Below are 26,684 nucleotides of genomic sequence, written 5' to 3' on the forward strand. Positions count from 1 at the left end.
TCTGATCCGAGGATCAGCTCGCTTCCATCAAGCGCCCACACTTATCGGCTGTTAATTTTTAAAGAGCGTTTCTGCGAGGAACTTCGTGTTTCTCAGCAGCGCTGCGTTTTCAGCAGCAGAGAAGCGAAATTATGAACCGTGTTTCGCATTTCGTCAACAACTTTTTTCACTACATCGTTGCGACTGCGGGGCTCAACTTCCAGGCCAGTGGCGCGCTTCAGACTTCAGCACACCGCCAACCTTGCTTCCCTCTTCCGCGCCGTGTTTCCGTTAGCGCGAAAGAGGCGTGATTCTAAGCACCCGCCCCCAACTACGCAAGCCCCTTTGTGAAAATATTTTGAAAAAGCCCCCGTGCGCTACCGCGCACGGGGGCTTGGGGCTCGACAGGCCGGGCAATCACGCCGACAACCGATACCGTTCAGTCGCCGACCGCCACCCAGGCAGCCCGATCAGCGGTGCTTGAATACCGGCTTCCGTTTTTCGACGAATGCCGCCATCCCCTCCTTCTGGTCTTCGGTCGCGAACAGCGAATGGAACAGCCGACGCTCGAAGTGGACACCTTCGGCAAGCGTCGTCTCGTACGCACGATTCACCGACTCCTTGACCATCATGACCGCCGGCAGCGAAAACTCGGCGATCGTCGCCGCAGCGGCAATCGCCTCGTCGAGCAGCGTGTCGGCCGGCAGCACGCGCGACACGAGCCCCGCGCGCTCCGCTTCGGCGGCATCCATGAAGCGGGCCGTCAGGCACATGTCCATCGCCTTCGCCTTCGACACCGCGCGCGGCAGACGCTGCGTGCCGCCCGCACCCGGCATGACACCCAACTTGATTTCCGGCTGGCCGAACTTGGCCGTGTCCGCCGCGAAGATGATGTCGCACATCATGGCCAGTTCACAGCCACCACCCAGCGCAAAGCCCGAAACCGCGGCAATGATCGGCTTGCGGATCTCGCGAACCGTCTCCCAGTTGCGCGTGATGTAGTCGCCCCGGTAGGCATCCATATAGGAGTAGGTCGCCATCATGCCGATGTCAGCGCCGGCCGCGAACGCCTTCTCGCTGCCGGTCACGACGATCGCGCCGATGCCATCGTCCGCATCGAACGCCTTCAGCGCGTCACCCAGTTCATCCATCAGCGCATCGTTCAGCGCATTCAGCGCTTTCGGGCGATTCAGCGTAACCAGCCCGACACGCCCCCGGGTCTCCACCAGGATGTTCTCGTAAGCCATCTATTTCTCCTCGATCAATGAAATGAGAAACGCCTCGCACATGCGAATAGTTTGATGCTACCATTCTCCGACCAACCGGTCGGTTAATTAATCGATCCAACCCCTCTCAACGTCCATCAGGCTGCCGCCATGACCCATGCACTGTTCACGAAGCACGAAGACACGCTGAAGCACGCACTCGCCGCCATCGAGAGCCGCGGGTACTGGAGCCCGTTCGCCGAAATGCCGAGCCCCAAAGTGTACGGGGAAAGCGCGAACGCAGATGGCGAGGCCGCGTTCAAGTCGCACCTCGACCAGACGTTCGCGCTCGATCAGCCGGCGTCCGGGGAAACGGTCGGCGCAGAGCGGTCGCCGTACGGCATTGCACTGGGCATCCGGTATCCGAAGTCGACACCTGACGAACTGATCGCCGCCGCTGCCGCCGCGCAACGCGCGTGGCGCGAAGCCGGCCCGAGCGCCTGGATCGGCGTCAGCCTCGAAATCCTCGCGCGCCTGAATCGCGCAAGCTTCGAGATCGCCTACAGCGTGATGCACACCACGGGGCAGGCATTCATGATGGCGTTCCAGGCCGGCGGCCCGCACGCACAAGATCGTGCGCTCGAGGCAGTCGCCTATGCCTGGGACGAACTGCGCCGCATCCCGGCCGACGCGCACTGGGAAAAGCCGCAAGGCAAGAACCCGCCGCTCGCGATGCACAAGCGCTACACGATCGTCCCGCGCGGCACCGGGCTCGTGCTCGGCTGCTGCACGTTCCCGACCTGGAACGGCTACCCGGGCCTGTTCGCCGATCTGGCAACCGGCAATACCGTGATCGTCAAACCGCATCCGGGCGCGATCCTGCCGCTCGCCATCACCGTCCGGATCGCTCGCGACGTACTGCGCGAAGCCGGTTTCGATCCGAACGTCGTCACGCTCCTCGCGACCGAACCCAACGACGGCGCACTCGTTCAGGATCTCGCGCTGCGCCCCGAGGTCAAGCTGATCGACTTCACCGGCAGCACGCAAAACGGCACGTGGCTCGAACGCCATGCCCATCAGGCACAGGTCTATACCGAGAAGGCCGGCGTCAATCAGATCGTGATCGACTCGACCGACGATTTGAAGGCCGCCGCCAAGAACATTGCATTCTCGCTGGCGCTGTACTCCGGCCAGATGTGCACGGCGCCGCAGAACATCTATGTGCCGCGCGACGGCATCCGGACGGCGGACGGCCATGCGAGCTTCGACGAAGTCGCACAGGCAATCACCGTTGCCGTGCAAAAGCTCACCGGCGACCCGGCACGCTCGGTCGAACTGATCGGCGCAATCCAGAACGAAGGCGTGACCGCACGCATCGACGACGCCCGCCAGCTCGGCCGCGTGCTCGCCGACAGCCTTACCCTCCAGCACCCTGCGTTCCCCGATGCCCGCGTGCGCACGCCGCTCGTGCTGCAACTCGACGTGGCCGATCGCGAGAAATTCACGCAGGAGTGGTTCGGCCCGATCTCGTTCGTGATCGCGACCGACTCGACCGCGCAGTCGCTCGATCTCGCCGGCGAAATCGCGGCGGAACATGGTGCGCTGACGCTCTCCGTTTACAGCACTGACGATGCGATGGTCGACGCCGCCCACGATGCGGCGGTGCGCGGCGGAGTCGCACTGTCGATCAACCTGACGGGCGGTGTGTTCGTGAACCAGTCGGCCGCATTCTCGGATTTCCACGGCACGGGCGCGAACCCGGCAGCCAACGCAGCGCTGGCCGACCCGGCGTTCGTCGCCAACCGGTTCCGCGTGGTGCAAAGCCGCGTCCATGTTGCGCCGAAAGCGGCACCTGCGGAAGCCGGCCAACCGGCATAACCCGATTGGTCGACGTGCAAACGCCGCCACGTTCTCTACCATGAACGAATCCGCCACCCGGCGGGTCCGTTGCTCATCGATACGCTCATGACAGACGCCTATATCTGCGACGCGATTCGCACCCCCATCGGCCGCTACGGCGGCGCCCTGAAAGATGTCCGCGCCGACGACCTCGGTGCGGTACCGCTCAAGGCGCTCGTCGAGCGCAACCGCAACGTCGACTGGACGGCGATCGACGACGTGATCTACGGCTGCGCGAACCAGGCCGGCGAGGACAACCGCAACGTCGCGCGCATGTCAGCGCTGCTCGCAGGCCTGCCGACCGACGTGCCCGGCACGACACTGAACCGGCTGTGCGGCTCCGGGATGGACGCGATCGGCACGGCCGCGCGCGCGATCAAGGCGGGCGAGGCGCGCCTGATGATCGCCGGCGGCGTCGAGAGCATGACGCGTGCGCCGTTCGTGATGGGCAAGGCCACGAGCGCGTTCGCGCGCCAGGCAGACATTTTCGACACGACGATCGGCTGGCGCTTCATCAATCCGCTGATGAAACAGCTGCACGGCGTCGATTCGATGCCCGAGACGGCCGAGAACGTCGCGGTCGACTACAACATCAGCCGCGCCGACCAGGATCTGTTCGCGCTGCGCAGCCAGCAGAAGGCCGCGCGTGCGCAGCAGGACGGCACGCTCGCCGACGAAATCGTCGCGGTCACGATTCCGCAGAAGAAAGGCGATCCGGTGGTCGTCTCGCGCGACGAGCATCCGCGCGAGACGTCGCTCGAAGCGCTTGCGAAGCTCAAGGGTGTCGTGCGTCAGGACGGTTCGGTGACGGCCGGCAACGCATCCGGCGTCAACGACGGTGCGTGCGCGCTACTGCTCGCCAATGCGCAGGCAGTCGACCAGTACGGCTTGCGCCGCCGCGCACGCGTCATCGGCATGGCGACGGCCGGCGTCGCACCGCGCGTGATGGGCATCGGCCCCGCGCCGGCCACGCAGAAACTGCTGCGCCAGCTCGGCATGACCATCGACCAGTTCGACGTGATCGAACTGAACGAGGCGTTCGCCTCGCAAGGCCTCGCGGTACTGCGCATGCTCGGCGTCGCCGACGACGATCCGCGCGTGAACCCGAACGGCGGTGCGATCGCACTGGGCCATCCGCTCGGTGCATCGGGCGCCCGGCTCGTGACCACGGCACTCCACCAACTCGAGCGTACGGGCGGTCGCTTCGCGCTCTGTACGATGTGCATCGGCGTCGGCCAGGGTATCGCGCTCGCGATCGAACGCGTGTAACCCACGCACCGCGCGCCTATAACGAAGTCATGAAGGAGACACTGCATGTCCTATCAGGCGATTCAGTTGGATATCGATCAGGCCTCGAACGTGGCCACGATTACCCTCAACCGCCCCGACAAGCTGAACAGCTTTACGCGGGCGATGCATCGCGAGCTGCAATCGGCACTCGATGATGTCGAGGCGGCCGGCGCACGCGCGCTGATCCTGACAGGTGCGGGGCGCGGCTTCTGCGCAGGCCAGGACCTGGCCGATCTCGACTTCACGCCGGGCGCGTCCACCGACCTCGGCACGCTGATCGACGAGCACTTCAATCCGCTGATCCGCCGCCTGCAGCGTCTGCCGATTCCGGTAATCGCCGCCGTCAACGGCACGGCGGCCGGCGCCGGCGCGAATCTCGCGCTCGCTTGCGATCTCGTGTTCGCCGCCCGCTCGAGCAGTTTCATCCAGGCCTTCGTCAAGATCGGGCTCGTACCCGATTCGGGCGGTACCTGGTTCCTGCCGCAACGCGTCGGGATGGCACGCGCGCTCGGGCTCGCGCTGACCGGCGACAAGCTCGGCGCCGAACAGGCCGAGCAATGGGGCTTGATCTGGCGCGCGGTCGACGACGACGCACTCGTCGCGTCAGCCCGCCAGCTCGCCACCCAGCTCGCGCAGCAGCCGACGCTCGCGATCGCATCGATCAAGCAATCGATGCGCGACGGTGTCACGAACACGCTCGACCAGCAGCTCGACCTGGAACGCGACCTGCAGCGCAAGCTCGGCCAGTCGCACGACTATGCGGAAGGCGTGACGGCATTCATCGAGAAGCGTGCGCCGCGCTTCGAGGGGCGTTGACATGACGAACGCCACTGCCACGCTCGACCCCGATTCGCTGGCCCGCGCCACCGCACGGGCGATGTACGACGCCGACGCATGCAGCCGCGCGTTCGGCATGGAAATCGCCGAAGTACGCGCCGGCTACGCGCGCCTGCAGATGCGCGTGCGGCCCGAATTCCTGAACGGGCACCAGACCTGCCATGGCGGGATCATCTTCACGCTGGCCGATTCGACGTTCGCGTTCGCGTGCAACTCGTACAACGTGAATACCGTCGCGGCCGGTTGCTCGATCGAATTCCTGCGCCCCGTGCACGGCGATGACGTGCTGACGGCCGAGGCGATCGAGCAGGCACGCGCCGGCCGCCAAGGCATCTACGACATCCGCGTCACGAACCAGACCGGCGAAACGGTCGCGATGTTTCGCGGCAAATCCGCCCAGATCAAGGGCACGGTCATCCCGGAAGACCGCTGACGTCGACGGCTCGCACATAACAAACACTGGAGACAGGCATGACTACCCCGCTACCGCTCGAGCCGATCGAGACCGCCTCACGCGACGAGCTGACCGCGCTGCAGCTCGAGCGCCTCAAGTGGTCGCTCCGGCATGCGTATGACCACTCCCCCGTCTATCGTCGCAAGTTCGACGACGCGGGTGTCCACCCGGACGACCTGAAGACGCTCGCCGACCTGTCGCGCTTCCCGTTCACGACGAAGAGCGACTTGCGCGACAGTTACCCGTTCGGGATGTTCGCGGTGCCGCAGGACCAGATCTCGCGCATTCATGCGTCGTCAGGCACGACCGGCAAGCCGACGGTCGTCGGCTATACGGCCGGCGACATCGACACATGGGCGAATCTCGTCGCTCGTTCGATCCGCGCCGCCGGGGCGCGCCGTGGCGACAAGGTGCACGTCAGCTACGGCTACGGCTTGTTCACGGGCGGGCTTGGCGCGCACTACGGCGCCGAACGCGCAGGGTTGACCGTGATCCCGTTCGGCGGCGGCCAGACCGAGAAGCAGGTACAGCTGATTCAGGATTTCCGGCCCGACATCATCATGGTGACGCCGAGCTACATGCTGTCGATCGCCGACGAAATCGAGCGCCAGGGTCTCGATCCCGTGCAGAGTTCGCTGCGCATCGGCATCTTCGGTGCGGAACCCTGGACCAACGACATGCGCGTCGCGATCGAAAAGCGGATGGGCATCGACGCGGTCGACATTTACGGGTTGTCGGAAGTGATGGGCCCCGGCGTCGCGTCCGAATGCGTCGAGACCAAGGACGGCCCGACCATCTGGGAAGACCACTTCTATCCGGAAATCATCGATCCTGAAACCGGTGAAGTGCTTCCGGACGGCGAACTCGGCGAGCTTGTATTCACGTCGCTGACGAAGGAGGCGCTGCCGATCGTCCGTTACCGGACCCGTGACCTCACGCGGCTGTTGCCCGGCACGGCCCGCACGATGCGTCGGATGGAGAAGATCACGGGGCGTTCGGACGACATGATGATCGTGCGCGGCGTCAACGTGTTCCCGACGCAAATCGAGGAACAGTTGCTCAAGCAGCGCGCGCTCGCACCGCACTATCAGATCGTGCTGACGAAGGAAGGCCCGCTCGACGTGCTGACGCTCAACGTCGAGCCTTGCCCCGAGACCGCACCCGATACGGCGGCGATCCATGCGGCAAAACAGGCGCTCGCCTACGACATCAAGTCGCTGATCGGCGTGACGGCCGTGATCATCGTGCTGCCCGTGAACGGGATCGAGCGCTCGGTCGGCAAGGCGCGGCGCGTCGTCGACAAGCGCAAGGGCTGACGACAATCGCTGCGCGTGCATGACGCGCGGTCAATCCGTGGCTGCAAATGAAACAGCCCGATCGGCCAATGCCGATCGGGCTGTTTCATTCCGGGACACCGTTGGGGCCCCCGTCGACGCGACACGCGCATCACGAAGACTGACACCGCACTGGAGCCCTCGCGATCAGCGCGACGTCCCGCAAGCACACCGTCGCACCCACGAATACCGCATCTGATGCATCGGCGGCGACCCGGGCAACCCGGGCCGCCTCATGTCACGAATTCGGGAACAGCAGCCACATCCGGCCGACCTGCTTCATCCGCCCGGCCTGATCGCCTGCGTCGTCGCCGAGCCCCCAGAAATAGTCGGCCCGCACGCCGCCCTTGATCGCGGAGCCCGTATCCTGCGCAAACACGAGCCGGTTCATCGGCGTATTCGTCAGCGGGCGCGTGGTCTGCAGGAACACCGGCGTGCCGAGCGGGATCGACGACGGATCGACGGCGATCGAACGCTCCGGCGTCAGCGGTACGCCGAGCGCGCCGATCGGGCCGTCCGAGCCGCCATGCGGTGCATCTTCCTTGGTGGGCATGTCGCGGAAGAACACGAACCGCGGGTTCGTGTCGAGCAACGCGTCGACGCGGTTCGGGTTCGCCTTCGCCCACGCCTTGATGCCCTGCATCGTCGCCTGAGCCGGCGTCAGCTCGCCGCGATCGAGCAGCCACTTGCCGATCGAGCGATACGGCTGGTTGTTGGTACCGCCGAAGCCGACCCGCATCACCGAACCGTCGTCGAGCAGCACGCGCCCCGAACCCTGCACCTGCAGGAAAAAGGCTTCGATCGGATCGTCGACCCACACGAGTTCGTTGCCGTTCAGGATGCCGGCGCGTTCGAGCTGCGAGCGTGCCGGCAGCGCGGCGCCCGCGCGATAACCGGCCGGCCAGCGGTAGAGCGCGTACTGATACGGACCGCGACGCACGCGCGAACCATGCAGCAGCGGCTCGTAATAGCCGGTCACGAGCCCGTCGAGCGTACCGTCGGTGTTCGCGAGCTGGAACGGCGTGAAATACGTTTCGAAGAACGTACGGGCACTGCTGACGTCGAGCTCGTCGAGCCGGTCGGCAGCCGCGCAAGCGCGCTGCCAGGCCGGCTGGCGCGCGAGCCGCACGCAGTTCTGCCGCAGCGCGGCCGCCGCGCCGATCAGCGAATCGTCCTGCCAGCCCGGTACCTGTTGCCACGCGACCGGCGTGAGCCGCTTCGCGGCGACCTGCCCCGGCACGATCGCCGCGCCGGTCGGCGGCTTCAGCGACGACGTCCGCGTCGGCGCACCGCCGCACGCGGCAAGCAGCGCCGCCGCTGCGGCCGCCGCCACCCACCCGGCCAACCGGGGCCCAAACCACATACAATGTCCGTTCTTGATGGAAACCGCCATGTCAGATTTTCTCGACCAATATCCGATGCTCATCTTCGCGCTCGAAGCCTTCGTAGCGCTTGCCCTGCTGATCTTCATCGTCGTGTGGACGTCGTCGGGCAGAAAGAAGCACGCCCGCAGCAACAACGACCGCCAGCCGCGCTAACGCACTGACGCGCTCCGCACGCTCAATGCAGCGTGCGCGGCATGTGCAGTGCGAACTCGTCGACCGGCGCCTCGAAGCGCTCGCCGTCCTCCGCCACGCAGAAGTACGCGCCACGCATCGTGCCGACCGGCGTCGCGATCACGGCCCAGCTCGTGTACTCGAAGTGCTCGCCCGGCTGCAGCAGCGGCTGGTGCCCGACGACGCCGAGCCCCTTCACTTCCTGCACGTGGTTCTCGCTGTCCGTGATGATCCAGTGACGCGCGATCAGCTGCGCCGCGACCTGTCCCGTGTTGCGGATCGTCAGCGTGTACGCGAATGCGTATTGACGGCGATCGGGGTCGGATTGTTCCGGCAAGTAGCTGGTTTTCACCGAAACGGTGAACTGATACTGACTCATGATGTTTCCGGTGGAAGGTGACTGCCCGTGCCGGCAGGGGCAACGGGGCCGCGGGCGCGCCGCATTGGTTCGGCATTCTATGCGCAATCGGGCCTCGGCCGCACGGCCCGCCGCCGCGCACCGGGTCGCCGGACGGTAGAATGACGGTTTTGCGCCGCAACGTCCCCGCTCCCCTGCCATGACCCAATTCCGTATCGCTCCCAGCATCCTGTCGGCCGATTTCGCACGGCTCGGCGAAGAAGTCCGCAACGTCGTCGCCGCCGGCGCCGACTGGATCCACTTCGACGTGATGGACAACCATTATGTGCCGAACCTGACGATCGGCCCGCTCGTGTGCGAAGCGATCCGCCCGCACGTCCAGGTGCCGATCGACGTGCACCTGATGGTGCGCCCGGTCGACCGGATCGTGCCCGATTTTGCGAAGGCTGGTGCAAACCTGATCAACTTCCACCCGGAAGGCTCCGATCACATCGACCGCACGCTGTCGCTGATCCGCGACCACGGCTGCAAGGCCGGCCTCGTGTTCAACCCGGCCACGCCGCTGAACTACCTCGACCACGTGATGGATCGCCTCGACTTCGTCCTGCTGATGTCGGTCAACCCGGGCTTCGGCGGCCAGTCGTTCATTCCGGAAACGCTGAACAAGCTGCGCGAAGCACGCGCACGCATCGACGCGTACACCGAGCGCACCGGCCGCGAGATCCTGCTCGAAGTCGACGGCGGCGTGAAGACCGACAACATCGCGGAAATCGCGGCGGCCGGTGCCGACACCTTCGTCGCGGGTTCGGCGATCTTCGGCAAGCCCGACTACCGCAAGGTGATCGACGAGATGCGCGCTGCGCTCGCTACCGTCGAGCGGAGCTGACGCCGTGGCCGATTCGTCGCTCGCCGGCCATGCGCCGGCCGGGGCCGCAACGCACGCCGCCCCAATCCGCTTCGCCGCGCCGCGCATCGACGCGGCGCTGATCGATCTCGACGGCACGATGGTCGATACGGCCGACGACTTCACGGCCGGCCTGAACGGGATGCTTGCGCAGCTCGGCGCGCCGGCCACGTCGCGCGACGAGGTGATCGGCTACGTCGGCAAGGGCTCCGAACACCTGATCCAGAGCGTGCTGAAGCCGCGCTTCGCGGCCGACGAAGCGCACGCGCGCTTCGACGACGCGCTGGCGATCTACCAGACCGAATACGCGAAGATCAACGGCCGCCACACGCGCCTCTATCCAGACGTGGCGGCCGGACTCGACGCGCTGCGCGCGGCCGGCATCCGGCTCGCGTGCGTGACGAACAAGCCGCACCGCTTCGCGGTCGAGCTGCTCGAGCAATACGGACTGGCCGATTGCTTCGGCATCGTGCTCGGCGGCGACAGCGTCGCGCGCAAGAAGCCCGATCCGCTGCCGATGCTGACGGCCTGCAACGCGCTCGGCGTCGCACCCGATACGGCGGTCGCAATCGGCGACTCGGAAAACGATGCGCTGGCAGGCCGTGCGGCCGGGATGGCAACGCTGACGGTGCCCTATGGCTACAACCACGGCAAAGCTATACAAACGATAAATTCGGATGGTATAGTCGATTCGTTGCTGGTCGCAGCTCGCGCAATTTCTGCGCACAACGCCGGCCGGCCAACCATCTGATTATTTCTTCCATCCGCATGTTTCTGAATAAAAAACGGAGTCTGAGCAGCATCGACCGGGGAGCCTGGCCCTGGCGTCGCTGGTCGCGCTAACCTCTTCGATGAGGTACGCTGAAGCACGTCTTCAGCGCCGTTTTTTATCTCGCTGCGCATCCGCGCGTCGACCGTCGCACCACCTCGAGTTCTACCGCGTCCGAACGCTTGCGTTCAGGCTCGGCCGCAGGCTCGCGACGTTCACGCCCGGAGTGCCGGCCGGCAACAGGCACTTCTCGATCGACCGCCCTTTCGCCGACGGCAACCCGCGCAGCGTCAAGTGATCCCTGGCGCACGCGCCGCTCGTCCCGAACAGGACCGGAACATGACCGAACTCGAATTTCAATCGCTCGCGAACGAAGGCTACAACCGCATCCCGCTGATCGCGGAAGCCCTCGCCGATCTCGAAACGCCGCTGTCCCTCTACCTGAAGCTGGCCCAGCCCGAACGCTCGGGCGCCAACTCGTTCCTGCTCGAATCGGTGGTCGGCGGCGAACGCTTCGGCCGCTATTCGTTCATCGGCCTGCCCGCCCGTACGCTCGTGCGTACCCGCAACGGCGTGTCGGAAGTCGTGCGCGACGGCCAGGTCGTCGAGACGCATGACGGCGACCCGTTCCAGTTCATCGAATCGTTCCAGGCGCGCTTCAAGGTGGCGCAGCGTCCGGGCCTGCCGCGCTTCTGTGGCGGTCTCGCCGGCTATTTCGGCTACGACGCGGTGCGCTACATCGAGAAGAAGCTCGCGAACACCGCGCCGCGCGACGATCTCGGCCTGCCCGACATCCAGTTGCTGCTGACCGAGGAAGTCGCGGTCATCGACAACCTCGCCGGCAAGCTGTACCTGATCATCTACGCGGACCCGAGCCAGGCCGAAGCCTATACGAAGGCGAAACAGCGCCTGCGCGAACTGAAGCAACGCCTGCGCACGACCGTGCAGCCGCCCGTCACGTCGGCGAGCGTGCGCACCGAGACGTTCCGCGAGTTCAAGAAGGACGACTATCTGGCCGCCGTGCGCCAGGCGAAGGAATACATCGCGGCCGGCGAGCTGATGCAGATCCAGGTCGGCCAGCGCCTGACGAAGCCGTATCGCGACAATCCGCTGTCGCTGTATCGCGCGCTGCGTTCGCTGAACCCGTCGCCGTACATGTATTACTACAACTTCGGCGATTTCCACGTGGTCGGTGCGTCGCCGGAAATCCTCGTGCGCCAGGAAAAGCGCGGCGAAGACCAGATCGTCACGATCCGCCCGCTCGCCGGCACGCGTCCGCGCGGCAACACGCCCGAGCGCGACGCGGAACTCGCGACCGAACTGCTCAACGATCCGAAGGAGATCGCCGAGCACGTGATGCTGATCGACCTCGCGCGCAACGACGTCGGCCGCATCGCGGAAATCGGCTCGGTGCACGTGACCGACCAGATGGTCATCGAGAAATACTCGCACGTGCAGCACATCGTCAGCTCGGTCGAAGGCAAGCTGAAGCCCGGCATGACGAACTACGACGTGCTGCGCGCGACGTTCCCGGCCGGCACGCTGTCCGGCGCGCCGAAGGTCCGTGCGATGGAACTGATCGACGAACTCGAGCCGGTCAAGCGCGGGTTGTACGGCGGTGCCGTCGGCTACCTGTCGTTCTCGGGCGAGATGGATCTCGCGATCGCGATCCGCACGGGCCTGATCCACAACGGCAACCTGTATGTGCAAGCGGCGGCCGGCGTCGTCGCGGATTCGGTGCCCGAATCCGAATGGCAAGAGACCGAGAACAAGGCGCGCGCGGTGCTGCGTGCGGCCGAACAGGTCCAGGACGGCCTCGATAGCGACTTCTGACCGGAGACTGACCATGCTGCTCATGATCGACAACTACGATTCGTTTACCTACAACCTGGTCCAGTACTTCGGCGAACTCGGCGAGGACGTGCGCACCTACCGCAACGACGAAATCACGCTCGACGAGATCGCGCGCCTGAATCCCGACGCGATCTGCCTGTCACCCGGCCCGAGCAACCCACAGCACGCAGGCATCACGCTCGACGTGCTGAAAGAATTCGCGGGCAAGAAGCCGATCCTCGGCGTCTGCCTCGGCCATCAGGCGATCGGCGAGGCGTTCGGCGGCCGCGTCGTGCGTGCGAAGACCATCATGCACGGCAAGGTGAGCAAGATCGAAACCGACTGCCGCGGCGTGTTCGCCGACCTGCCGAAGCACTTCGACGTCACGCGCTATCACTCGCTCGCGGTCGAGCGCGAATCGCTGCCCGACTGCCTCGAGGTTTCCGCGTGGACCGACGACGGCGAAATCATGGGCCTGCGTCACAAGACGCTGCCGATCGAAGGCGTACAGTTCCATCCGGAATCGATCCTGTCCGAGCACGGCCATGCGCTGCTCGAAAACTTCCTGAAGCAGGCCCGCGCGGCCGCGCACGCAGCCTGACGGGAGCCTCACGATGACGATTACCCCGCAGGAAGCGCTGCAGCGCACGATCGAACACCGCGAGATCTTCCACGACGAGATGCTGCACCTGATGCGGCTCATCATGCGCGGCGACATGTCGCCCGTGATGGCGGCCGCGATCATCACCGGGCTGCGTGTGAAGAAGGAGACGATCGGCGAGATCGCCGCCGCCGCGACCGTGATGCGCGAATTCGCGAACCACGTCGAGGTGCAGGACAACTCGAACTTCGTCGACATCGTCGGCACCGGCGGCGACGGCTCGCACACATTCAACATCTCCACCGCGTCGATGTTCGTCACGGCGGCGGCCGGCGCGAAGGTCGCGAAGCACGGCAACCGCGGCGTGTCGAGCAAGTCCGGCAGCGCCGACGTGCTCGAGGCGCTCGGCGTGAACATCGACCTGCAGTCCGACCAGGTTGCCGCGTCGATCGCCGAAACGGGCATGGGCTTCATGTTCGCGCCGAATCATCACCCGGCGATGAAGAACATCGCGGCCGTGCGCCGCGAGCTCGGCGTGCGCACGATCTTCAACATCCTCGGCCCGCTGACCAATCCGGCCGGCGCGCCGAACCAGCTGATGGGCGTGTTCCACGCCGACCTCGTCGGCATCCAGGTGCGCGTGATGCAGCGTCTGGGCGCGCAGCACGTGCTGGTCGTGTACGGCAAGGACGGGATGGACGAGGTATCACTCGGTGCGGCGACGCTCGTCGGCGAACTGCGCGACGGCAAGGTGCATGAATACGAGATCCATCCGGAAGACTTCGGCCTGCAGATGGTGTCGAACCGCACGCTGAAGGTGGAAAATGCCGACGAATCGCGCACGATGCTGCTCGGCGCGCTCGACAACCAGCCGGGCGTCGCGCGCGAGATCGTCACGCTGAACGCGGGCACCGCGCTCTATGCGGCGAACGTCGCCGAATCGATCGCGGACGGCATCCAGCTCGCCCGCGAAGCGATCGCAAGCGGCAAGGCCCGCGCGAAGGTCGACGAACTCGTGCGCTTCACGCAGCAGTTCAAGCGCTGACTCCCCTTACGAATCAAGCAGGAATCCACATGAGCGACATTCTCGACCGAATCATCGCCGTCAAGCGCGAAGAAGTCGCGGCGGCCATGCGCAGCGCGCCGCTCGAGGCACTGAAGCTGGACGCATCCGCGCGCGACCTGCGCGACTTCGTCGGCGCACTGCGTGCGAAGCACGCGGCCGGCCACGCGGCCGTGATTTCCGAAATCAAGAAGGCGAGCCCGTCGAAGGGCGTGCTGCGCGAGCATTTCGTGCCGGCCGACATCGCACGTTCGTATGCGGCGCACGGCGCCGCGTGCCTGTCGGTGCTGACCGACGAGCAGTTCTTCCAGGGCAGCGTCCGCTACCTCGAGGAAGCGCGCGCAGCCTGCACGCTGCCGGTGCTGCGCAAGGACTTCATCGTCGACGCGTACCAGATCGTGGAAGCGCGCGCGATGGGCGCCGACGCGATCCTGCTGATCGCGGCCGCGCTCGACACGCCGCTGATGCAGGATCTCGAAGCGTACGCACACTCGCTCGGCCTCGCGGTGCTGGTCGAAGTACACGACCGCAACGAAATGGAACAGGCGCTGACGCTCAAGACGCCGCTGCTCGGCATCAACAACCGCAACCTGCGCACGTTCGAGACGTCGATCCAGACAACGCTCGACATGCTCGACATGATTCCGGCCGACCGGATCGTCGTGACCGAATCGGGCATCCTGTCGCGTACCGACGTCGACACGATGCGCGCGGCGAACGTGAACACGTTCCTCGTCGGCGAAGCGTTCATGCGCGCCGACCAGCCGGGCGAAGAGCTCGCACGGATGTTCTTCTGATGGCGATCGAAAAGGAAATCAAGCTCGCGCTGCCGGCCGGCCAGGCCGACGCCGCGCGACGCTTCTTCGAGACGCTGACCGGCGAACCCGGGCACGACATTACGCTCGCGAACGTCTACTACGACACGCCCGATCTCGCGCTGGCCCGCTCGAAAAGCGCGGTGCGCGTGCGTCGGGCGCCGCACGGCTGGCTGCAGACGTTCAAGACGGTCGGCAGCGCCGAAGGCGGCCTGCATCGCCGCCACGAATGGGAACTTCCGGTCGCCGGCGACGCGCTCGAGATCGATGCGCTCGTCGCGGCCTGCGACGTGCCGGAAGCCGCCGCCGCGCTGAATGACGCGGCCGGCACGCTGTCCGCACTGTTCCGCACGGATTTTTCGCGTACGCTGTGGCGCATCGCAATCGGCGGCGCAACCGTCGAAGCCGCGGTGGACCTCGGCGAGATCGTCGTCCAGGCGGAACACGAAACGCGCCGCGAACCGATCAGCGAAATCGAACTCGAACTGATCGACGGCCCGGAAGCGGCGCTCGCAACGCTCGCCGCCGAACTGCAGCAGGCGCTGCCGGGCCTCGCTCCCGACAACATCAGCAAGGCGCAGCGCGGCTACCGGCTGCGCGCGCAATAATCACGCATCACGCATGGCAACCCGCAAGACTTCCCGCGCGCCGCAACAGGCGTCGCTGTTCGACGATCTCGTGCCGGAAACGGCACCGGCCGACAATCCATCCCCGCCTTCCGAGCCGCCCGCGGCTGGGCGCAAGCCCGCAAAGAAAACCGCCGCACCGGCTGCGGCCCCGACGGCACCGCAGCCTGTTGCCGCCAACGTTCCGCACCTCGCCGCGCAATTCGACGCGCTGCCGGCCGTCTGGCGCGACGTGCTGAAACCCTTTACCGACAGCGACGCATACGCGCCGCTGTGCCGCTTCGTCGACGACGAGCGCGCGGCCGGCAAGATGGTCTATCCGACCGACGTGTTCCGTGCACTGCGCCTGACGAGCCCGGACGACGTGAAGGTCGTGATCCTCGGCCAGGATCCGTATCACGGCGACGATCGCGGCACGCCGCAGGCGCACGGGCTCGCATTCTCGGTGCCGCCGGCCGTACGCACGCCGCCGTCGCTGCGCAACATCTTCAAGGAAATCGCCGCGAACTTCGGTCATGACACGCCGCGCCACGGCTGCCTCGACACCTGGGCACGCCAGGGCGTGCTGCTGCTCAACACGGTGCTGACGGTCGAGCGCGGCGCCGCTGCAAGCCATGCGAAGCGCGGCTGGGAGCAGTGCACGGACACGCTGATCCGCGAACTCGCCGGCCGCCATCGCGGGCTCGTCTTCATGCTGTGGGGCGCACACGCGCAGGCGAAGCGCGCACTGTTCGACGCAAGCGCGCATTGCGTGCTCGAGGCGCCGCATCCGTCGCCGCTGTCCGCGCACCGCGGCTTCCTCGGTTGCCGCCATTTCGCGCTGGCGAACGACTATCTGGTCGATGCAGGCCGCGAACCGATCGACTGGCGCCTGCCGGAAGTGGCCGAAACGCTCGCCTGACGGCTGCGCCGCCGCTTATTTCGCCACGCCGCCAGGCATGCAAAAACGCCACGCCCCTTTCGGGACGCGGCGTTTTTTTATCGGACGATGCAGCGGGTGCGACGCACCCGCATCGACCTTACGCGGCGGCGATCGCTTCGCGTGCGCTTGCGAGCGAGGCGCTCTGCGCATCCGGCCCGAGGTTCAGGCCTTCCGCGAAGATGAAGCTCACGTCGGTCATGCCGACGAAGCCGAGGAACGTGCGCAGGTACGGGGTCTGGCTGTCGTTCGGCGTACCGGCGTACTTGCCGCCACGGGCCGCCACCACGTGAACCTTCTTGCCCTTGATCAGGCCTTCCGGACCATTCTCGGTGTAGCGGAACGTGACGCCTGCACGTGCGATCCAGTCGAAGTACGTCTTCAGTTGCGACGAGATGCCGAAGTTGTACATCGGTGCGCCGATCACGATGATGTCGGCGGCTTGCAGTTCGGCGATCAGTGCATCGCTCTTCGCGACGATCGCATTCTGTTCCGCGGTGCGCTGGTCGGCCGGCGTGAAGAACGCGCCGAGCACCGATTCGTCGAGGTGCGGCAGTGCATCGGCCAGCAGATCGCGAACCACGACCTTCGCGCCGGGGTTCGATTGTTGCAGCTTTGCCGTCAGTTCATTGGACAGCAGCGTGGATTGCGCACCTTGCGAACGCGCCGCGGAATTGATTTGCAGAATGGTCGTCATGTCAGGCTCCAGTAGGGTTGCGCTTCGGTAGCGCGAGTGACGCCATTGTGCGCGGCCGCATGACCGCGAAAAAGCGGGTTCAGGGCGACGGATTGTTGCAGCAGCAGAACGATCCTCGATCGCGCCCCGATACCCGCTTCAGACGGTTCAACCCTTCAGCCAGGCCTCCCGGGCCTTCGATACCGCAACCGGCTTCGCGGCCGCCGTCAGCCGGTAGCGCGTGACTTCCGGGCCGTCGAGCTTCAGTTTCGCGGTGCGCAGCTCGTCGCGGCGGAACGCGTGCACCTCGACCTTGTCACCCGGCCGGTAGCGCGCGAGCAGTGCGTCGAGGTTGGAGCCCGTGACGCGCAGCCCGTCGATCGCGATCAGCGTGTCGCCGGCCGACAGCCCCGCGCGATGTGCGGCACCGCCTTCGTAGACGGCCGCGAACGTGCAGTCCGCGCCGCCGCGCAGGCGCGCGCCGATCGTCGGCTTCGCGGCCGCGCCGTTCGCGACATCAGGCGTGAGCGTCACGCCGAACGGTGCGAGCAGCTCGGCGAGCGGCAGGTCGCGCGTGCCGTGCACGGCATCGGCGAACAGGCGGCCGAGCGCGACGCCGGTCGCCTCTTCGATCAGTGCCTCGACTTCGTTTTCCTCGACGCCCGCCTGCTTGCCGCGGTAGAAGTCACGGCCATAGCGTTGCCACAGCAGGCGCATCACGTCGTCGAGCGACTTCTTGTTGCGCGTCTGCGCACGGATCGCGAGATCGAAGGCGAGTGCAACGAGCGAACCCTTCGTGTAGTAGCTGACGATCGCGTTGGTCGCGTTCTCGTCCTGGCGGTAGTACTTGATCCACGCGTCGAACGAGCTCTCCGCGACACTTTGCTTGAGCCGGCCCGTGCCGCGCAGCACGCCGGCGACGGTACGGCCGAGCGCCGCGAAATATTCGTCCTGCGACATCAGCCCGCTGCGCACCAGCATCAGGTCGTCGTAATACGACGTGAAGCCTTCGAACAGCCACAGCAGCGACGTGTAGTTTTCCTTCGACAGGTCGTACGGCACGAACGCGGCCGGCTTGATCCGCTTCACGTTCCACGTGTGGAAGTATTCGTGGCTGCAGAGGCCGAGATACGTGCGATAGCCCTCCGTCGTTTCGGGCCGCCCCTTCACCGGCAGGTCGGTGCGGTTGCAGATCAGCGCGGTCGACGCGCGATGCTCGAGGCCGCCGTAGCCGTCGCTGACCGCCAGCGTCATGAACACGTAGCGGTCCATCGGCGCCTTCTTCGATTTCGGCTCGAACAGCGCGATCTGCGCTTCGCACACGCGCTTCAGGTCGGTACGCAGGCGCTCCATGTCGAGCTGTGTCACACGCCCCGCGATCACGATGTCGTGCGGCACGCCGTGAGCATCGAAAGTCGCGAGCGTGAATTCGCCGATCGTCACCGGATGGTCGGAGAGCTCGTCGTAGTTCGACGCGCGGTACGCACCGAACCCGTAGCGCTTCGTGCCGCGCGCCTCGGGCAACGCGGTACCGACGCGCCACGCGCGGAACGCCGCGCCGGCCGGCTTCGCGATGTCGACTTCACACGGCGCGCTTTCGCGGCCGGCGACGCTCAGGAACACGGCCGTCGCGTTGAAGAAGCCGCCCGATTCGTCGAGATACGCAGAGCGCACCGACAGATCCCATGCATACACGTCGTAGCGCAGCGTCAGCGCGCCGTTCACGGGCGCGGCCTGCCACGTGTGCTTGTCGGTCTTCGCGATCCGCACCTTGCGGCCCGCGTCGTTGTATGCGCCGAGCGTCACGATGTTGCGCGCGAACTCGCGCACCAGGTAGCTGCCCGGAATCCACACCGGCAACGAAAAGCGCTGGCCTTCGGGATCGGGATCGGCGACCGTCACCGTTACTTCGAACAGGTGCGCGGCAAGATCTTTCGGGGCAATCGAATAGCGGATCGGCTGGGTCATCGTGGCAATCGGTCGGTCGAATACGGCGGCGGAAACGAAGAGAGGCGCCGGCAGATCACGCGGGCGCCCCTCGCTGGCCGGGCCATGCGGCCCGGCGTGTGGTCGGTTACTTGCTCGAAGCGAGCGCCTGGTTGAGCTGGTCGGCCGACACCGCGCCCGGCAGGCGGCGACCGTCCGGCAGGAAGATCGTCGGCGTGCCCGTGACGTTCATCCCGCGGCCGAGCGCGAGGTTCTTGTCGAGCGCAGTGGTATCGCAGGTACCGGCGCCGGACGGGGCACGATGGTCGAGCATCCAGCCCTGCCACGTTTTCGCGCGGTCGGTCGCACACCAGATCGCCTTCGACTTCGCGGTCGAATCCGGCGACAGAACCGGGTACAGGAACGTGTAGACGGTCACGTTGTCGACCGACTGCAGCGTCGTCTCGAGTTTCTTGCAGTACGGGCAGTTCGGATCGGAGAACACCGCGATCTTGCGGGCGCCGTTGCCCTTGACGACCTTGATCGCATTCGCGAACGGCAGGCTCGCGAAGTCGATCTTGTTGATTTCGGACAGGCGTGCGTCGGTCAGGTTCTTGTGTGTCTTGGCGTCGACGAGATCGCCGAGCAGCACGTAGTCGCCCGCCGCATCGCTATAGATGATCTGCGAGCCGAGGTTGACTTCATAAAGGCCCGCGACCGGCGATTTCGACACGCTCTTGATCGGCGCGTCGTTGCCGAGACGGGCCTGCAGCGTGGCTTTCAGCTTGTCGGTGGTCTGGTCGGCCTGCGCGGTGCAGCCAAGCGTCGCCATCGTGACGGCCAGCGCCAGCGACGCGATGCGGATCGGTTTTTTCATCGAAATCTTCCTTCAGCTCAATCGGTGTGCACGGCACAGTGTACGCCGTAACGGAACCGTGTCCGACCGGCGAAACGGCCGAAGGTTCGATCAGCCAAGCGCGGCCGACACGAGCCAGCGCTTCACGAGCGGCTGCGCGCCGACGAAGGCCATGCCCGCATTGCGCACGGCCTTCGCGAGCGAGCCCGGCACCGCGAACAGCCGCTGCAGCCCGTCGGTTGCGACCATCAACGCGCGGATGTCCTCGCGCCGCGAACGCTCGTAGCGGCGCAGCAGCACCGTATCGCCGAGGTTGCGGAAGCTTTCCTTGCCTGCAATCGCGTCGGCAAGCGCCGCGACGTCGCGCAGCCCGAGGTTCATCCCCTGCCCCGCGAGCGGGTGGATCAGGTGCGCGGCATCGCCGACCAGCGCGACGCGCGGCGCGATCAGCTTGTCGACCGTCTGCAGCGCCAGCGGGAAGCCGGCGGCCGGCGTCACGCAGTCGAGCGTGCCGACCTGGCCATGCGACACGCGCTCGACTTCGGCCGCGAGCTGCGACGGATCGAGGGTGAGCAATTCGTCCGCATGCGCGGTGTGCGCGGACCAGACGAGCGACACATGACCGTCCGGCAGCGGCAGCAGCGCGACGATCTCGCCTTCGTGGAACCACTGGTAGGCCGTCTCGCGATGCGGCAGCGACGCCTTGAAGTTCGCGACGACGCCCGTCTGCCGGTAGTCGCGCCGTTCGACCTTGGCCCCCATTTGCGAGCGCACCCATGAATGCGCGCCGTCCGCGCCGACGACGAGATCGGCTTCCAGCACCTGCCCCGACGACAGCGTGAGCACGGCCGCGTCGTCGCGCACGTCGAAGCCCTGCGCGCGCGCATCGAACCACGTGAGGTTCGGCTGGAACCGCAGCGCGGCGTCGAGCGACGCCTCGACCAGCGACGATTCGGCGATCCACGCGAGTTGCGGCACGGAAGCCTGGTACGCGGAGAAATGCAGTTCCGCGTGCGCATCGCCGTACACGCGCATGTCGTAGACCGGTGCGAGCCGGTCGTGGTCGAGCGCCTGCCAGACCCGCAGCCGCTCGAGCAGGGCCTGCGAACTGGAGGACAGTGCGTAGACGCGCGTGTCGAACGCGAGATCGGCGGGGCGCGGCGTGGCCGGCTGGGCAAGCAAGGCTGTCTTGTAGCCGGACTGGGTCAGCGCGAGCGCGGCCGTCTTGCCGACGAGCCCGCCGCCGACCACGGCGACGTCGAAGGTGTGGTGGGCAGTCATGGCGGGCATTATAGCCGCGGGGCCAAACCCTTACGCGGCCGGACTTTGCGGGAAATCAGCAGAATCGCAGGCCGATGCGGCGGCGCGGCGGCCCGCCGCATCGGCCGTTCGGCGCCAGCCCGGAATCCGGGGCGTCGGCACGGTACAATAGCGTCTTTGACCGTCGGCCCGCCGCGCCCCAAGCGCCGGCCGCCCTTTTTTCCCGCGCCGCCGTGCCCTGTCCGGCCGCGCCGCCTTACCCGTTCGAAGGATTCCATGAGTCTCAAATGCGGCATCGTCGGCTTGCCCAACGTCGGCAAGTCCACCCTGTTCAATGCGCTGACCAAGGCCGGCATCGCCGCCGAGAACTACCCGTTCTGCACGATCGAGCCGAACGTTGGCATCGTCGAAGTGCCCGATACGCGCCTGAAGGCGCTCGCTGAAATCATCAGCCCCGAGCGCATCGTGCCGGCCGTCGTCGAATTCGTCGACATCGCGGGCCTCGTCGCGGGCGCGAGCAAGGGTGAAGGCCTCGGCAACCAGTTCCTCGCGAACATTCGCGAAACCGACGCGATCACGCACGTCGTGCGCTGCTTCGAGGACGAGAACGTCATTCACGTCGCCGGCAAGGTCAGCCCGATCGACGACATCGAAGTGATCAACACCGAACTCGCGCTCGCCGACCTCGGCACCGTCGAGAAGGCGCTCACGCGCTATTCGAAGGCCGCGAAGTCGGGTAACGACAAGGAAGCGGCGAAGCTCGTCGCGGTGCTCGAGAAGGTGCGCGCGCAGCTCGACCAAGGCAAGGCCATTCGCGGCCTCGCGCTGTCGGACGACGAACAGGCGGTGCTCAAGCCGTTCTGCCTGATCACCGCGAAGCCGACCATGTACGTGGCCAACGTGAAGGACGACGGTTTCGAGAACAACCCGCACCTCGACGCGGTACGCAAGTACGCGGAAAGCGAGAATGCGCCGGTGGTCGCCGTGTGTGCGGCGATCGAGGCGGAAATCGCCGATCTCGACGACGCGGACAAGGAAGCGTTCCTCGCCGACATGGGCATGGAAGAGCCGGGCCTCGACCGCGTGATCCGCGCGGGCTTCAAGCTGCTCGGCCTGCAGACCTACTTCACCGCGGGCGTGAAGGAAGTGCGCGCGTGGACGATCCATATCGGCGACACGGCCCCGCAAGCCGCCGGCGTGATTCACACCGACTTCGAGCGCGGCTTCATCCGCGCGCAGACGATCGCGTTCAACGACTTCGTCACGTACAAGGGCGAGCAAGGCGCGAAGGAAGCCGGCAAGATGCGCGCGGAAGGGAAGGAATATGTCGTGCACGACGGCGACGTGATGAACTTCCTGTTCAACGTCTGAGCGTTGCTTCGGCACTTTGATGAAAAAAGCCCGCTTTCGCGGGCTTTTTTTGGTGCGTTTGTCTCGTTACAGCCGGTTCCGCAAGCTCGAATTCAATCCAGTAGCGCTTGTGGCCTTCCGCCCGTTCGACGCCAAACTCATTGCATGGCGCAAATCTATACACCCTCGGTACGGTTGCGCGGATGATATCCCGACCAGACAAACTGACTGAAATAAGTCTCAGCAACCTCCGTCCACGTCCGGAGCCCGTCGTCCTCCTGCAGCACATGCCTGGCGTTGACCAGCAACCACGACATCACCGCCTGGCTGTCACGGCACTTCGCACACTCCCCTGACGTATAACAACGCGCCAGCGAAACGAAGTCGGCACGATACGCATTGAACTTGGGCAATGCGGGCCAACCCGAAGCGAGCCGATCCGCGTTCTGCGGATGATCTTCACTAACGCTCGGGCAGCTTGCGCCATCGAATACTCCCCAAGAGGTCGCCCCGCGCATCAGAGCGGCTAGATAATAGGGATGGCTTGCAATGGTTTCAGGGTATCTCGCCTTCAAATCGAGCAACTCATTCAACAGCCGCTCCTCTCCACGTCGGCGAAGCGGGCCGTCGACGTCGTATGGGCTGTAGTAATTGAACAGCAGCCGGTTTCCGTTGTCCCGAATCTTGCGTACTGTTTCCTCGATATACGCGAGGCCATCCATCGTCACTGCGTAGACGAAACCCGCCCGCTCGTCGTCCCGGTAGTTCGCCAGTGCCTTGTCAAACAAGCCCGTAAACCGCTTGCCGTTCGGACCGATCGCACGCAACTCGTCGTCGAGTGGCCCACCACCAAATACAGAAATAGCGATGGTGATGTCTTCGAAGCCTTCATACGGAATTTTTCGAAGACCATTCGTCGACACGGATACTTTCGGCATGTATTTCCGAAACATCCGTATCCGATCGAGATACAACGCGGGTTCGCCACCAATCAAGAGCGGCGCGTTGATCCCGCGCGCCGCCTCCTCCTTCACGCGTTGCTCGAGACGAAGCGTATCGTTCAGTTCGCGCGACGCCGTATCGAACTCGTTCTCGAAGAACCAGCAGCCCTTGCAGCGCAGATTGCATTGATTCGTGAGGTGGTAAAGCGAAGCACGCGTCTCCTTCGCCTCGTTTCTAACCGCCTTGAAGCGCGCTTTCATGTCGATTGAATCATCCATCGTGGTCTCCTGATACGAGGGCGCCAGCGACACGTACTGTCAGCGCGGCAATCCTCTGATGAGTTCAGGCCACAGCGACGAATGCTCGCGGCGGAACATGCCGACGTGTCCGATTGCTCGGCCGTCGGGGTTTTCTCGATGGATGAAATGGACGCCGTGCTCTGCTCTCGGCAGCAGGCGCAGCCAGTCTTCGACATTGGCCGGCGTGGCGAGCGGATCGTCGGTTGCGGCCACGACGGTGACGGGCGCTGTAAACTTGTCGTAGTAGTGATGCGTCACCCCTGCTCCGAATTCGTTTGCCACATATCCGGGTCGACGACACCACCGAGCCCATTGAAGCCCAACGCGCGGCGGCAAATCATCGCCCCAGCCCAGCACCCGGGCTGGAACGTAGCCGAGCAACCGCGCGGCAATCGGCACGTACGCATTCGCAAGCAGCAATGCCGCGAAACGCTGTGGCCAGCGGATGTTGCCGATATATCCGGACGACGCGGAGACAGCGCACAAAGAGCGAACCGATGCGTGATTCGGCATTAGGCCAATGAGTTGCGCACCTGCGCTATGCCCGATCAAATGTGCGTGGCCCGCGCCGGTCTTGCCGAGGAGCCAATCAAGCGCTGCGGGCATATCGAGTTCCCCCCAGTCCTGTTTCCGCACGCGTGACTGACGAACATGACGCGTATCGAGCGACGCGCCGATTCCCCGATAGTCGAATACGAACGTCGAATAGCCGTCGCGACGCAACCAATCCGCAAACGGGAAATAAAAGGATTGGCGAATCCCTGTTGCGGGACAGATGAGTACGGGGGAACGATCGTCGTTGACTGCCGGGAAATAGGTTCCGCTCAACTGGAATCCGTCGCGGGCGACGAAATCGATGCAGACGCGAGTTGTTGAACGCTCACTCATCGCATCGACCTCAAGACCGTCGATGAACGAGCAGGTGTATCGATCGACCGATTGGACAGAGAGTGCTGCCTGTTAATGTGAAGCAACAACAAAGGAATCCAAATCGATTTATTCATCGATTCACCCCGATAGTCAGAGCGATCAATGTAAGAGCAAATCTTTGTCGATGAAATCAGACAAGTTCGAATATTCCGCGCTAATTGCGCGCTGTTCCTTGTCTCTCGCGATAACCTCCGCGCCCCTCCCAGCAGCCGCGTCCGCCACAAAAAACAAATGGCCTGACCGGCAAACGCCGGTCAGGCCATTTTTCGTGCGGGGTTTTCCCGTCATCCGGCAGCGAGCGCTTGCCCGCCGCCTCGTTTCACCTTCATCACGTCGCCGACACACGCCGCCCTTCGCTCGCCTGCGCATCGCGACCACGCTTGTTCAGCCACGACGCGAGCAGCACGATCAACGCCAGCACGGCCGTCGCGCCCACTTCCATCCGGTGATCCTCGCTCACGAGCATCACGGTCAGCGTGCCGCAGATGAACAGGATCACCAACCACGTGAGCCACGGGAACAGCCACATCCGCAAAGTCAGGTCCGCGCCGGTCGACTCGAGCGTCTTGCGCATCCGCAGCTGCGAGATCGCGATCACGAGATACACGAGCAGCGCAATCGCGCCCGACGTCGCGAGCAGGAAGCCGAACACCTGCTCCGGCATCAGGTAGTTCGCGATCACGGTCAGGAAGCCGAATGCGGTCGACGCGAGCACGGCCGCGCGCGGCGTGCCGGTCGAATCGGTGCGGTGCAGGAACGCCGGCGCATCCTTGCGCTTCGACAGCGAGAACAGCATCCGCGACGCGGTGTACAGCGCCGAATTCAGGCAACTCGCGACCGACACGAGCACGATCACGTCGATGATCGCCTTCGCATTCGGAATGCCGATCAGCTCCATCGCGCGCTGATACGAGCCGTGCGTCGGCAGCAGCGGATCGTTCCACGGCACGATGGCCGCGACGACGAGAATCGAGCCGAGATAGAACAGCGTGATGCGCCAGATCACCGAGTTGGTCGCACGCACGATCTGGCGTTGCGGGTTGTCCGATTCGGCGGCCGCGATCGTCACGATCTCGGTGCCGAGGAACGAAAACATCGTGGTCAGCATCGCCGCGAGCACCGCGCTCGCGCCGTGCGGCATGAAGCCGCCATGCGCGAACAGGTTCGATACACCCGACACGGCCGGCGCAGGGATGATGCCGACGATCGCCGCCCCGCCGATGCACAGGAACACGACGATCGCGACGACCTTGATCAGCGCGAACCAGAATTCGAATTCGCCGTAGTTCTTGACCGAGAAGAGGTTGGTGACCGTCAGCACCAGCGTGATGCCGAGCGCGAAGATCCAGGTCGCGACGGAGGGGAACCACGCATTCAGGATGGTCGCGGCGGCCGTCGCCTCGATCGGGATCACGAGCACCCAGAACCACCAGTACAGCCAGCCGATCGAGAAACCGGCCCAGTGGCCGATCGCGCGATCGGCATAAGTGGAGAACGAACCGCTGTCCGGATGCGCGACGGCCATCTCGCCGAGCATGCGCATCACCAGCACGACCAGCACGCCCGCGATCGCATACGCGAGGATCGATGCCGGGCCTGCCTCCGCGATCGCGTGGCCTGAACCGACGAACAAGCCCGCGCCGATGACGCCGGCAATCGACATCATCGTCACGTGCCGCTGCTTCAGGCCCGTACCGAGGCCTGTGTTGCTTCCACTCATCTGTCTCTCTCCAAAAAACGGTTCCGGTATGGCCGGGTATCGCGTGAAGGCAGCACGGGGGATTGTGGTTCTTGAGCCGGGCCGGATGCGGCGCCTGCACGGGATGCAGACACGGGACCGGATCGGGGGCCGTTCCGGAACGGTGCGCCATGCAGTCTGCGAAGCTGCGGGTGCGATGCGGCGCGCAGCGCGCCGACGCATCGCGTGCGCCCTTTCCGTCGGCTTTCGTCAGCTGCCTTCGAGCGAAGGAGTGTAAGCATCAAACGGTTCTTCACTAAGAACC

At 65.2% G+C, this 26,684-nt stretch carries 24 protein-coding genes; 14 read left to right on the forward strand and 10 right to left on the reverse strand.

Annotated elements, in window-relative coordinates:
• Positions 1-449: 449 nt before the first annotated feature.
• Positions 450-1,226, reverse strand: a complete 777-nt coding sequence (locus QZM67_RS22410; protein ID WP_021156980.1) for an enoyl-CoA hydratase — start codon at positions 1,224-1,226, stop codon at positions 450-452.
• A gap of 129 nt (positions 1,227-1,355) precedes the next feature.
• Here QZM67_RS22410 and paaN point away from each other — a divergent pair, with 129 nt between their 5' ends.
• The 5 genes from paaN (at position 1,356) to paaK (ending at position 6,980) form a co-directional block, all read left to right on the forward strand.
• Positions 1,356-3,062: a phenylacetic acid degradation protein PaaN gene (gene paaN / locus QZM67_RS22415; protein ID WP_301806741.1), complete on the forward strand. Its 1,707-nt coding sequence runs from the start codon at positions 1,356-1,358 to the stop codon at positions 3,060-3,062.
• 87 nt (positions 3,063-3,149) lie between these two features.
• A complete protein-coding gene (pcaF, locus tag QZM67_RS22420) occupies positions 3,150-4,352 on the forward strand; it encodes a 3-oxoadipyl-CoA thiolase (RefSeq protein ID WP_301806743.1) in 1,203 nt (400 codons plus the stop codon).
• A gap of 45 nt (positions 4,353-4,397) precedes the next feature.
• Positions 4,398-5,189, forward strand: coding sequence for a 2-(1,2-epoxy-1,2-dihydrophenyl)acetyl-CoA isomerase PaaG (gene paaG / locus QZM67_RS22425; protein WP_089449838.1), 792 nt, complete (start codon positions 4,398-4,400; stop codon positions 5,187-5,189).
• A gap of 1 nt (position 5,190) precedes the next feature.
• Entirely contained in the window at positions 5,191-5,643 is a 453-nt protein-coding gene (gene paaI / locus QZM67_RS22430) for a hydroxyphenylacetyl-CoA thioesterase PaaI (RefSeq protein ID WP_043191528.1), read from the forward strand.
• A 38-nt stretch (positions 5,644-5,681) separates the two neighbouring features.
• Positions 5,682-6,980 carry a phenylacetate--CoA ligase PaaK gene (gene paaK / locus QZM67_RS22435; protein ID WP_301806744.1) on the forward strand — a complete coding sequence of 433 codons (1,299 nt, stop codon included), beginning with the start codon at positions 5,682-5,684 and terminating at the stop codon, positions 6,978-6,980.
• Positions 6,981-7,236: 256 nt separating this feature from the next.
• Here paaK and QZM67_RS22440 read toward each other — a convergent pair whose 3' ends face one another.
• Together QZM67_RS22440 and apaG are read right to left on the reverse strand one after the other, a co-directional pair.
• The gene (locus QZM67_RS22440; RefSeq protein WP_043191900.1) at positions 7,237-8,469 is read right to left on the reverse strand and encodes a murein transglycosylase A; all 1,233 of its coding nucleotides are present in this window, start codon (positions 8,467-8,469) and stop codon (positions 7,237-7,239) included.
• An 89-nt stretch (positions 8,470-8,558) separates the two neighbouring features.
• Positions 8,559-8,933: a Co2+/Mg2+ efflux protein ApaG gene (gene apaG / locus QZM67_RS22445; protein ID WP_011350820.1), complete on the reverse strand. Its 375-nt coding sequence runs from the start codon at positions 8,931-8,933 to the stop codon at positions 8,559-8,561.
• Between the two features lie 178 nt (positions 8,934-9,111).
• On the opposite strand from apaG, the gene rpe reads away from it, so the two are divergent.
• The 8 genes from rpe (at position 9,112) to QZM67_RS22485 (ending at position 16,424) form a co-directional block, all read left to right on the forward strand.
• The gene (gene rpe, locus QZM67_RS22450; RefSeq protein ID WP_301806746.1) at positions 9,112-9,798 is read left to right on the forward strand and encodes a ribulose-phosphate 3-epimerase; all 687 of its coding nucleotides are present in this window, start codon (positions 9,112-9,114) and stop codon (positions 9,796-9,798) included.
• A gap of 4 nt (positions 9,799-9,802) precedes the next feature.
• Positions 9,803-10,567: a phosphoglycolate phosphatase gene (locus tag QZM67_RS22455; protein ID WP_301806748.1), complete on the forward strand. Its 765-nt coding sequence runs from the start codon at positions 9,803-9,805 to the stop codon at positions 10,565-10,567.
• A 357-nt stretch (positions 10,568-10,924) separates the two neighbouring features.
• Positions 10,925-12,418 (forward strand): anthranilate synthase component I, encoded by a 1,494-nt coding sequence (gene trpE / locus QZM67_RS22460; RefSeq protein WP_039362349.1) that lies wholly within the window; start codon positions 10,925-10,927, stop codon positions 12,416-12,418.
• Between the two features lie 13 nt (positions 12,419-12,431).
• A complete protein-coding gene (locus QZM67_RS22465; protein WP_043191542.1) occupies positions 12,432-13,019 on the forward strand; it encodes an aminodeoxychorismate/anthranilate synthase component II in 588 nt (195 codons plus the stop codon).
• Positions 13,020-13,032: 13 nt separating this feature from the next.
• Positions 13,033-14,064, forward strand: coding sequence for an anthranilate phosphoribosyltransferase (trpD, locus tag QZM67_RS22470; RefSeq protein WP_175023494.1), 1,032 nt, complete (start codon positions 13,033-13,035; stop codon positions 14,062-14,064).
• Positions 14,065-14,093: 29 nt separating this feature from the next.
• Positions 14,094-14,879 (forward strand): indole-3-glycerol phosphate synthase TrpC, encoded by a 786-nt coding sequence (gene trpC, locus QZM67_RS22475; RefSeq protein ID WP_089449835.1) that lies wholly within the window; start codon positions 14,094-14,096, stop codon positions 14,877-14,879.
• The gene (locus tag QZM67_RS22480) at positions 14,879-15,505 is read left to right on the forward strand and encodes a CYTH domain-containing protein (protein ID WP_089449834.1); all 627 of its coding nucleotides are present in this window, start codon (positions 14,879-14,881) and stop codon (positions 15,503-15,505) included. The genes trpC and QZM67_RS22480 overlap by 1 nt, the downstream gene beginning before the upstream one ends.
• Positions 15,506-15,518: 13 nt before the next feature.
• Complete coding sequence (locus QZM67_RS22485; protein ID WP_301806751.1) at positions 15,519-16,424, forward strand: uracil-DNA glycosylase; 906 nt, start codon at positions 15,519-15,521, stop codon at positions 16,422-16,424.
• Between the two features lie 118 nt (positions 16,425-16,542).
• Here QZM67_RS22485 and QZM67_RS22490 read toward each other — a convergent pair whose 3' ends face one another.
• The 4 genes from QZM67_RS22490 to QZM67_RS22505 all read right to left on the reverse strand — a co-directional run bounded on the left by QZM67_RS22490 (position 16,543) and on the right by QZM67_RS22505 (position 21,190).
• Positions 16,543-17,139 carry an FMN-dependent NADH-azoreductase gene (locus tag QZM67_RS22490; RefSeq protein WP_043191557.1) on the reverse strand — a complete coding sequence of 199 codons (597 nt, stop codon included), beginning with the start codon at positions 17,137-17,139 and terminating at the stop codon, positions 16,543-16,545.
• A gap of 147 nt (positions 17,140-17,286) precedes the next feature.
• Positions 17,287-19,086: a M61 family metallopeptidase gene (locus tag QZM67_RS22495; protein ID WP_301806753.1), complete on the reverse strand. Its 1,800-nt coding sequence runs from the start codon at positions 19,084-19,086 to the stop codon at positions 17,287-17,289.
• Between the two features lie 106 nt (positions 19,087-19,192).
• Positions 19,193-19,921, reverse strand: a complete 729-nt coding sequence (locus QZM67_RS22500; protein ID WP_301806755.1) for a DsbC family protein — start codon at positions 19,919-19,921, stop codon at positions 19,193-19,195.
• Between the two features lie 90 nt (positions 19,922-20,011).
• Positions 20,012-21,190: a UbiH/UbiF family hydroxylase gene (locus tag QZM67_RS22505; RefSeq protein ID WP_301806757.1), complete on the reverse strand. Its 1,179-nt coding sequence runs from the start codon at positions 21,188-21,190 to the stop codon at positions 20,012-20,014.
• 246 nt (positions 21,191-21,436) lie between these two features.
• On the opposite strand from QZM67_RS22505, the gene ychF reads away from it, so the two are divergent.
• Positions 21,437-22,531 (forward strand): redox-regulated ATPase YchF, encoded by a 1,095-nt coding sequence (gene ychF, locus QZM67_RS22510; RefSeq protein ID WP_175023499.1) that lies wholly within the window; start codon positions 21,437-21,439, stop codon positions 22,529-22,531.
• Positions 22,532-22,686: 155 nt separating this feature from the next.
• Here the strand turns inward: ychF and QZM67_RS22515 are convergent, their stop codons facing one another.
• From QZM67_RS22515 to gabP, 3 genes are all read right to left on the reverse strand, one after another.
• A complete protein-coding gene (locus QZM67_RS22515) occupies positions 22,687-23,730 on the reverse strand; it encodes a radical SAM protein (protein ID WP_301806760.1) in 1,044 nt (347 codons plus the stop codon).
• Between the two features lie 39 nt (positions 23,731-23,769).
• Positions 23,770-24,639: an alpha/beta fold hydrolase gene (locus QZM67_RS22520; protein ID WP_301806763.1), complete on the reverse strand. Its 870-nt coding sequence runs from the start codon at positions 24,637-24,639 to the stop codon at positions 23,770-23,772.
• A 370-nt stretch (positions 24,640-25,009) separates the two neighbouring features.
• The gene (gene gabP, locus QZM67_RS22525) at positions 25,010-26,401 is read right to left on the reverse strand and encodes a GABA permease (protein ID WP_043191570.1); all 1,392 of its coding nucleotides are present in this window, start codon (positions 26,399-26,401) and stop codon (positions 25,010-25,012) included.
• Positions 26,402-26,684: the final 283 nt, after the last annotated feature.

The sequence above is a fragment of the Burkholderia sp. AU45251 genome, assembly GCF_030482905.1.
In the GTDB taxonomy this organism is placed as follows: domain Bacteria; phylum Pseudomonadota; class Gammaproteobacteria; order Burkholderiales; family Burkholderiaceae; genus Burkholderia; species Burkholderia aenigmatica.

Bases quoted from the DNA above. Each gene is read 5' to 3' on its own strand.
- QZM67_RS22410 (WP_021156980.1), bottom strand. From the start codon at position 1,226: ATGGCTTACGAGAACATCCTGGTGGAGACCCGGGGGCGTGTCGGGCTG.
- paaN (WP_301806741.1), top strand. From the start codon at position 1,356: ATGACCCATGCACTGTTCACGAAGCACGAAGACACGCTGAAGCACGCA.
- pcaF (WP_301806743.1), top strand. From the start codon at position 3,150: ATGACAGACGCCTATATCTGCGACGCGATTCGCACCCCCATCGGCCGC.
- paaG (WP_089449838.1), top strand. From the start codon at position 4,398: ATGTCCTATCAGGCGATTCAGTTGGATATCGATCAGGCCTCGAACGTG.
- paaI (WP_043191528.1), top strand. From the start codon at position 5,191: ATGACGAACGCCACTGCCACGCTCGACCCCGATTCGCTGGCCCGCGCC.
- paaK (WP_301806744.1), top strand. From the start codon at position 5,682: ATGACTACCCCGCTACCGCTCGAGCCGATCGAGACCGCCTCACGCGAC.
- QZM67_RS22440 (WP_043191900.1), bottom strand. From the start codon at position 8,469: ATGAAGATCAGCAGGGCAAGCGCTACGAAGGCTTCGAGCGCGAAGATG.
- apaG (WP_011350820.1), bottom strand. From the start codon at position 8,933: ATGAGTCAGTATCAGTTCACCGTTTCGGTGAAAACCAGCTACTTGCCG.
- rpe (WP_301806746.1), top strand. From the start codon at position 9,112: ATGACCCAATTCCGTATCGCTCCCAGCATCCTGTCGGCCGATTTCGCA.
- trpE (WP_039362349.1), top strand. From the start codon at position 10,925: ATGACCGAACTCGAATTTCAATCGCTCGCGAACGAAGGCTACAACCGC.
- QZM67_RS22465 (WP_043191542.1), top strand. From the start codon at position 12,432: ATGCTGCTCATGATCGACAACTACGATTCGTTTACCTACAACCTGGTC.
- trpD (WP_175023494.1), top strand. From the start codon at position 13,033: ATGACGATTACCCCGCAGGAAGCGCTGCAGCGCACGATCGAACACCGC.
- trpC (WP_089449835.1), top strand. From the start codon at position 14,094: ATGAGCGACATTCTCGACCGAATCATCGCCGTCAAGCGCGAAGAAGTC.
- QZM67_RS22480 (WP_089449834.1), top strand. From the start codon at position 14,879: ATGGCGATCGAAAAGGAAATCAAGCTCGCGCTGCCGGCCGGCCAGGCC.
- QZM67_RS22485 (WP_301806751.1), top strand. From the start codon at position 15,519: ATGGCAACCCGCAAGACTTCCCGCGCGCCGCAACAGGCGTCGCTGTTC.
- QZM67_RS22490 (WP_043191557.1), bottom strand. From the start codon at position 17,139: ATGACGACCATTCTGCAAATCAATTCCGCGGCGCGTTCGCAAGGTGCG.
- QZM67_RS22495 (WP_301806753.1), bottom strand. From the start codon at position 19,086: ATGACCCAGCCGATCCGCTATTCGATTGCCCCGAAAGATCTTGCCGCG.
- QZM67_RS22500 (WP_301806755.1), bottom strand. From the start codon at position 19,921: ATGAAAAAACCGATCCGCATCGCGTCGCTGGCGCTGGCCGTCACGATG.
- QZM67_RS22505 (WP_301806757.1), bottom strand. From the start codon at position 21,190: ATGCCCGCCATGACTGCCCACCACACCTTCGACGTCGCCGTGGTCGGC.
- ychF (WP_175023499.1), top strand. From the start codon at position 21,437: ATGAGTCTCAAATGCGGCATCGTCGGCTTGCCCAACGTCGGCAAGTCC.
- QZM67_RS22515 (WP_301806760.1), bottom strand. From the start codon at position 23,730: ATGGATGATTCAATCGACATGAAAGCGCGCTTCAAGGCGGTTAGAAAC.
- QZM67_RS22520 (WP_301806763.1), bottom strand. From the start codon at position 24,639: ATGAGTGAGCGTTCAACAACTCGCGTCTGCATCGATTTCGTCGCCCGC.
- gabP (WP_043191570.1), bottom strand. From the start codon at position 26,401: ATGAGTGGAAGCAACACAGGCCTCGGTACGGGCCTGAAGCAGCGGCAC.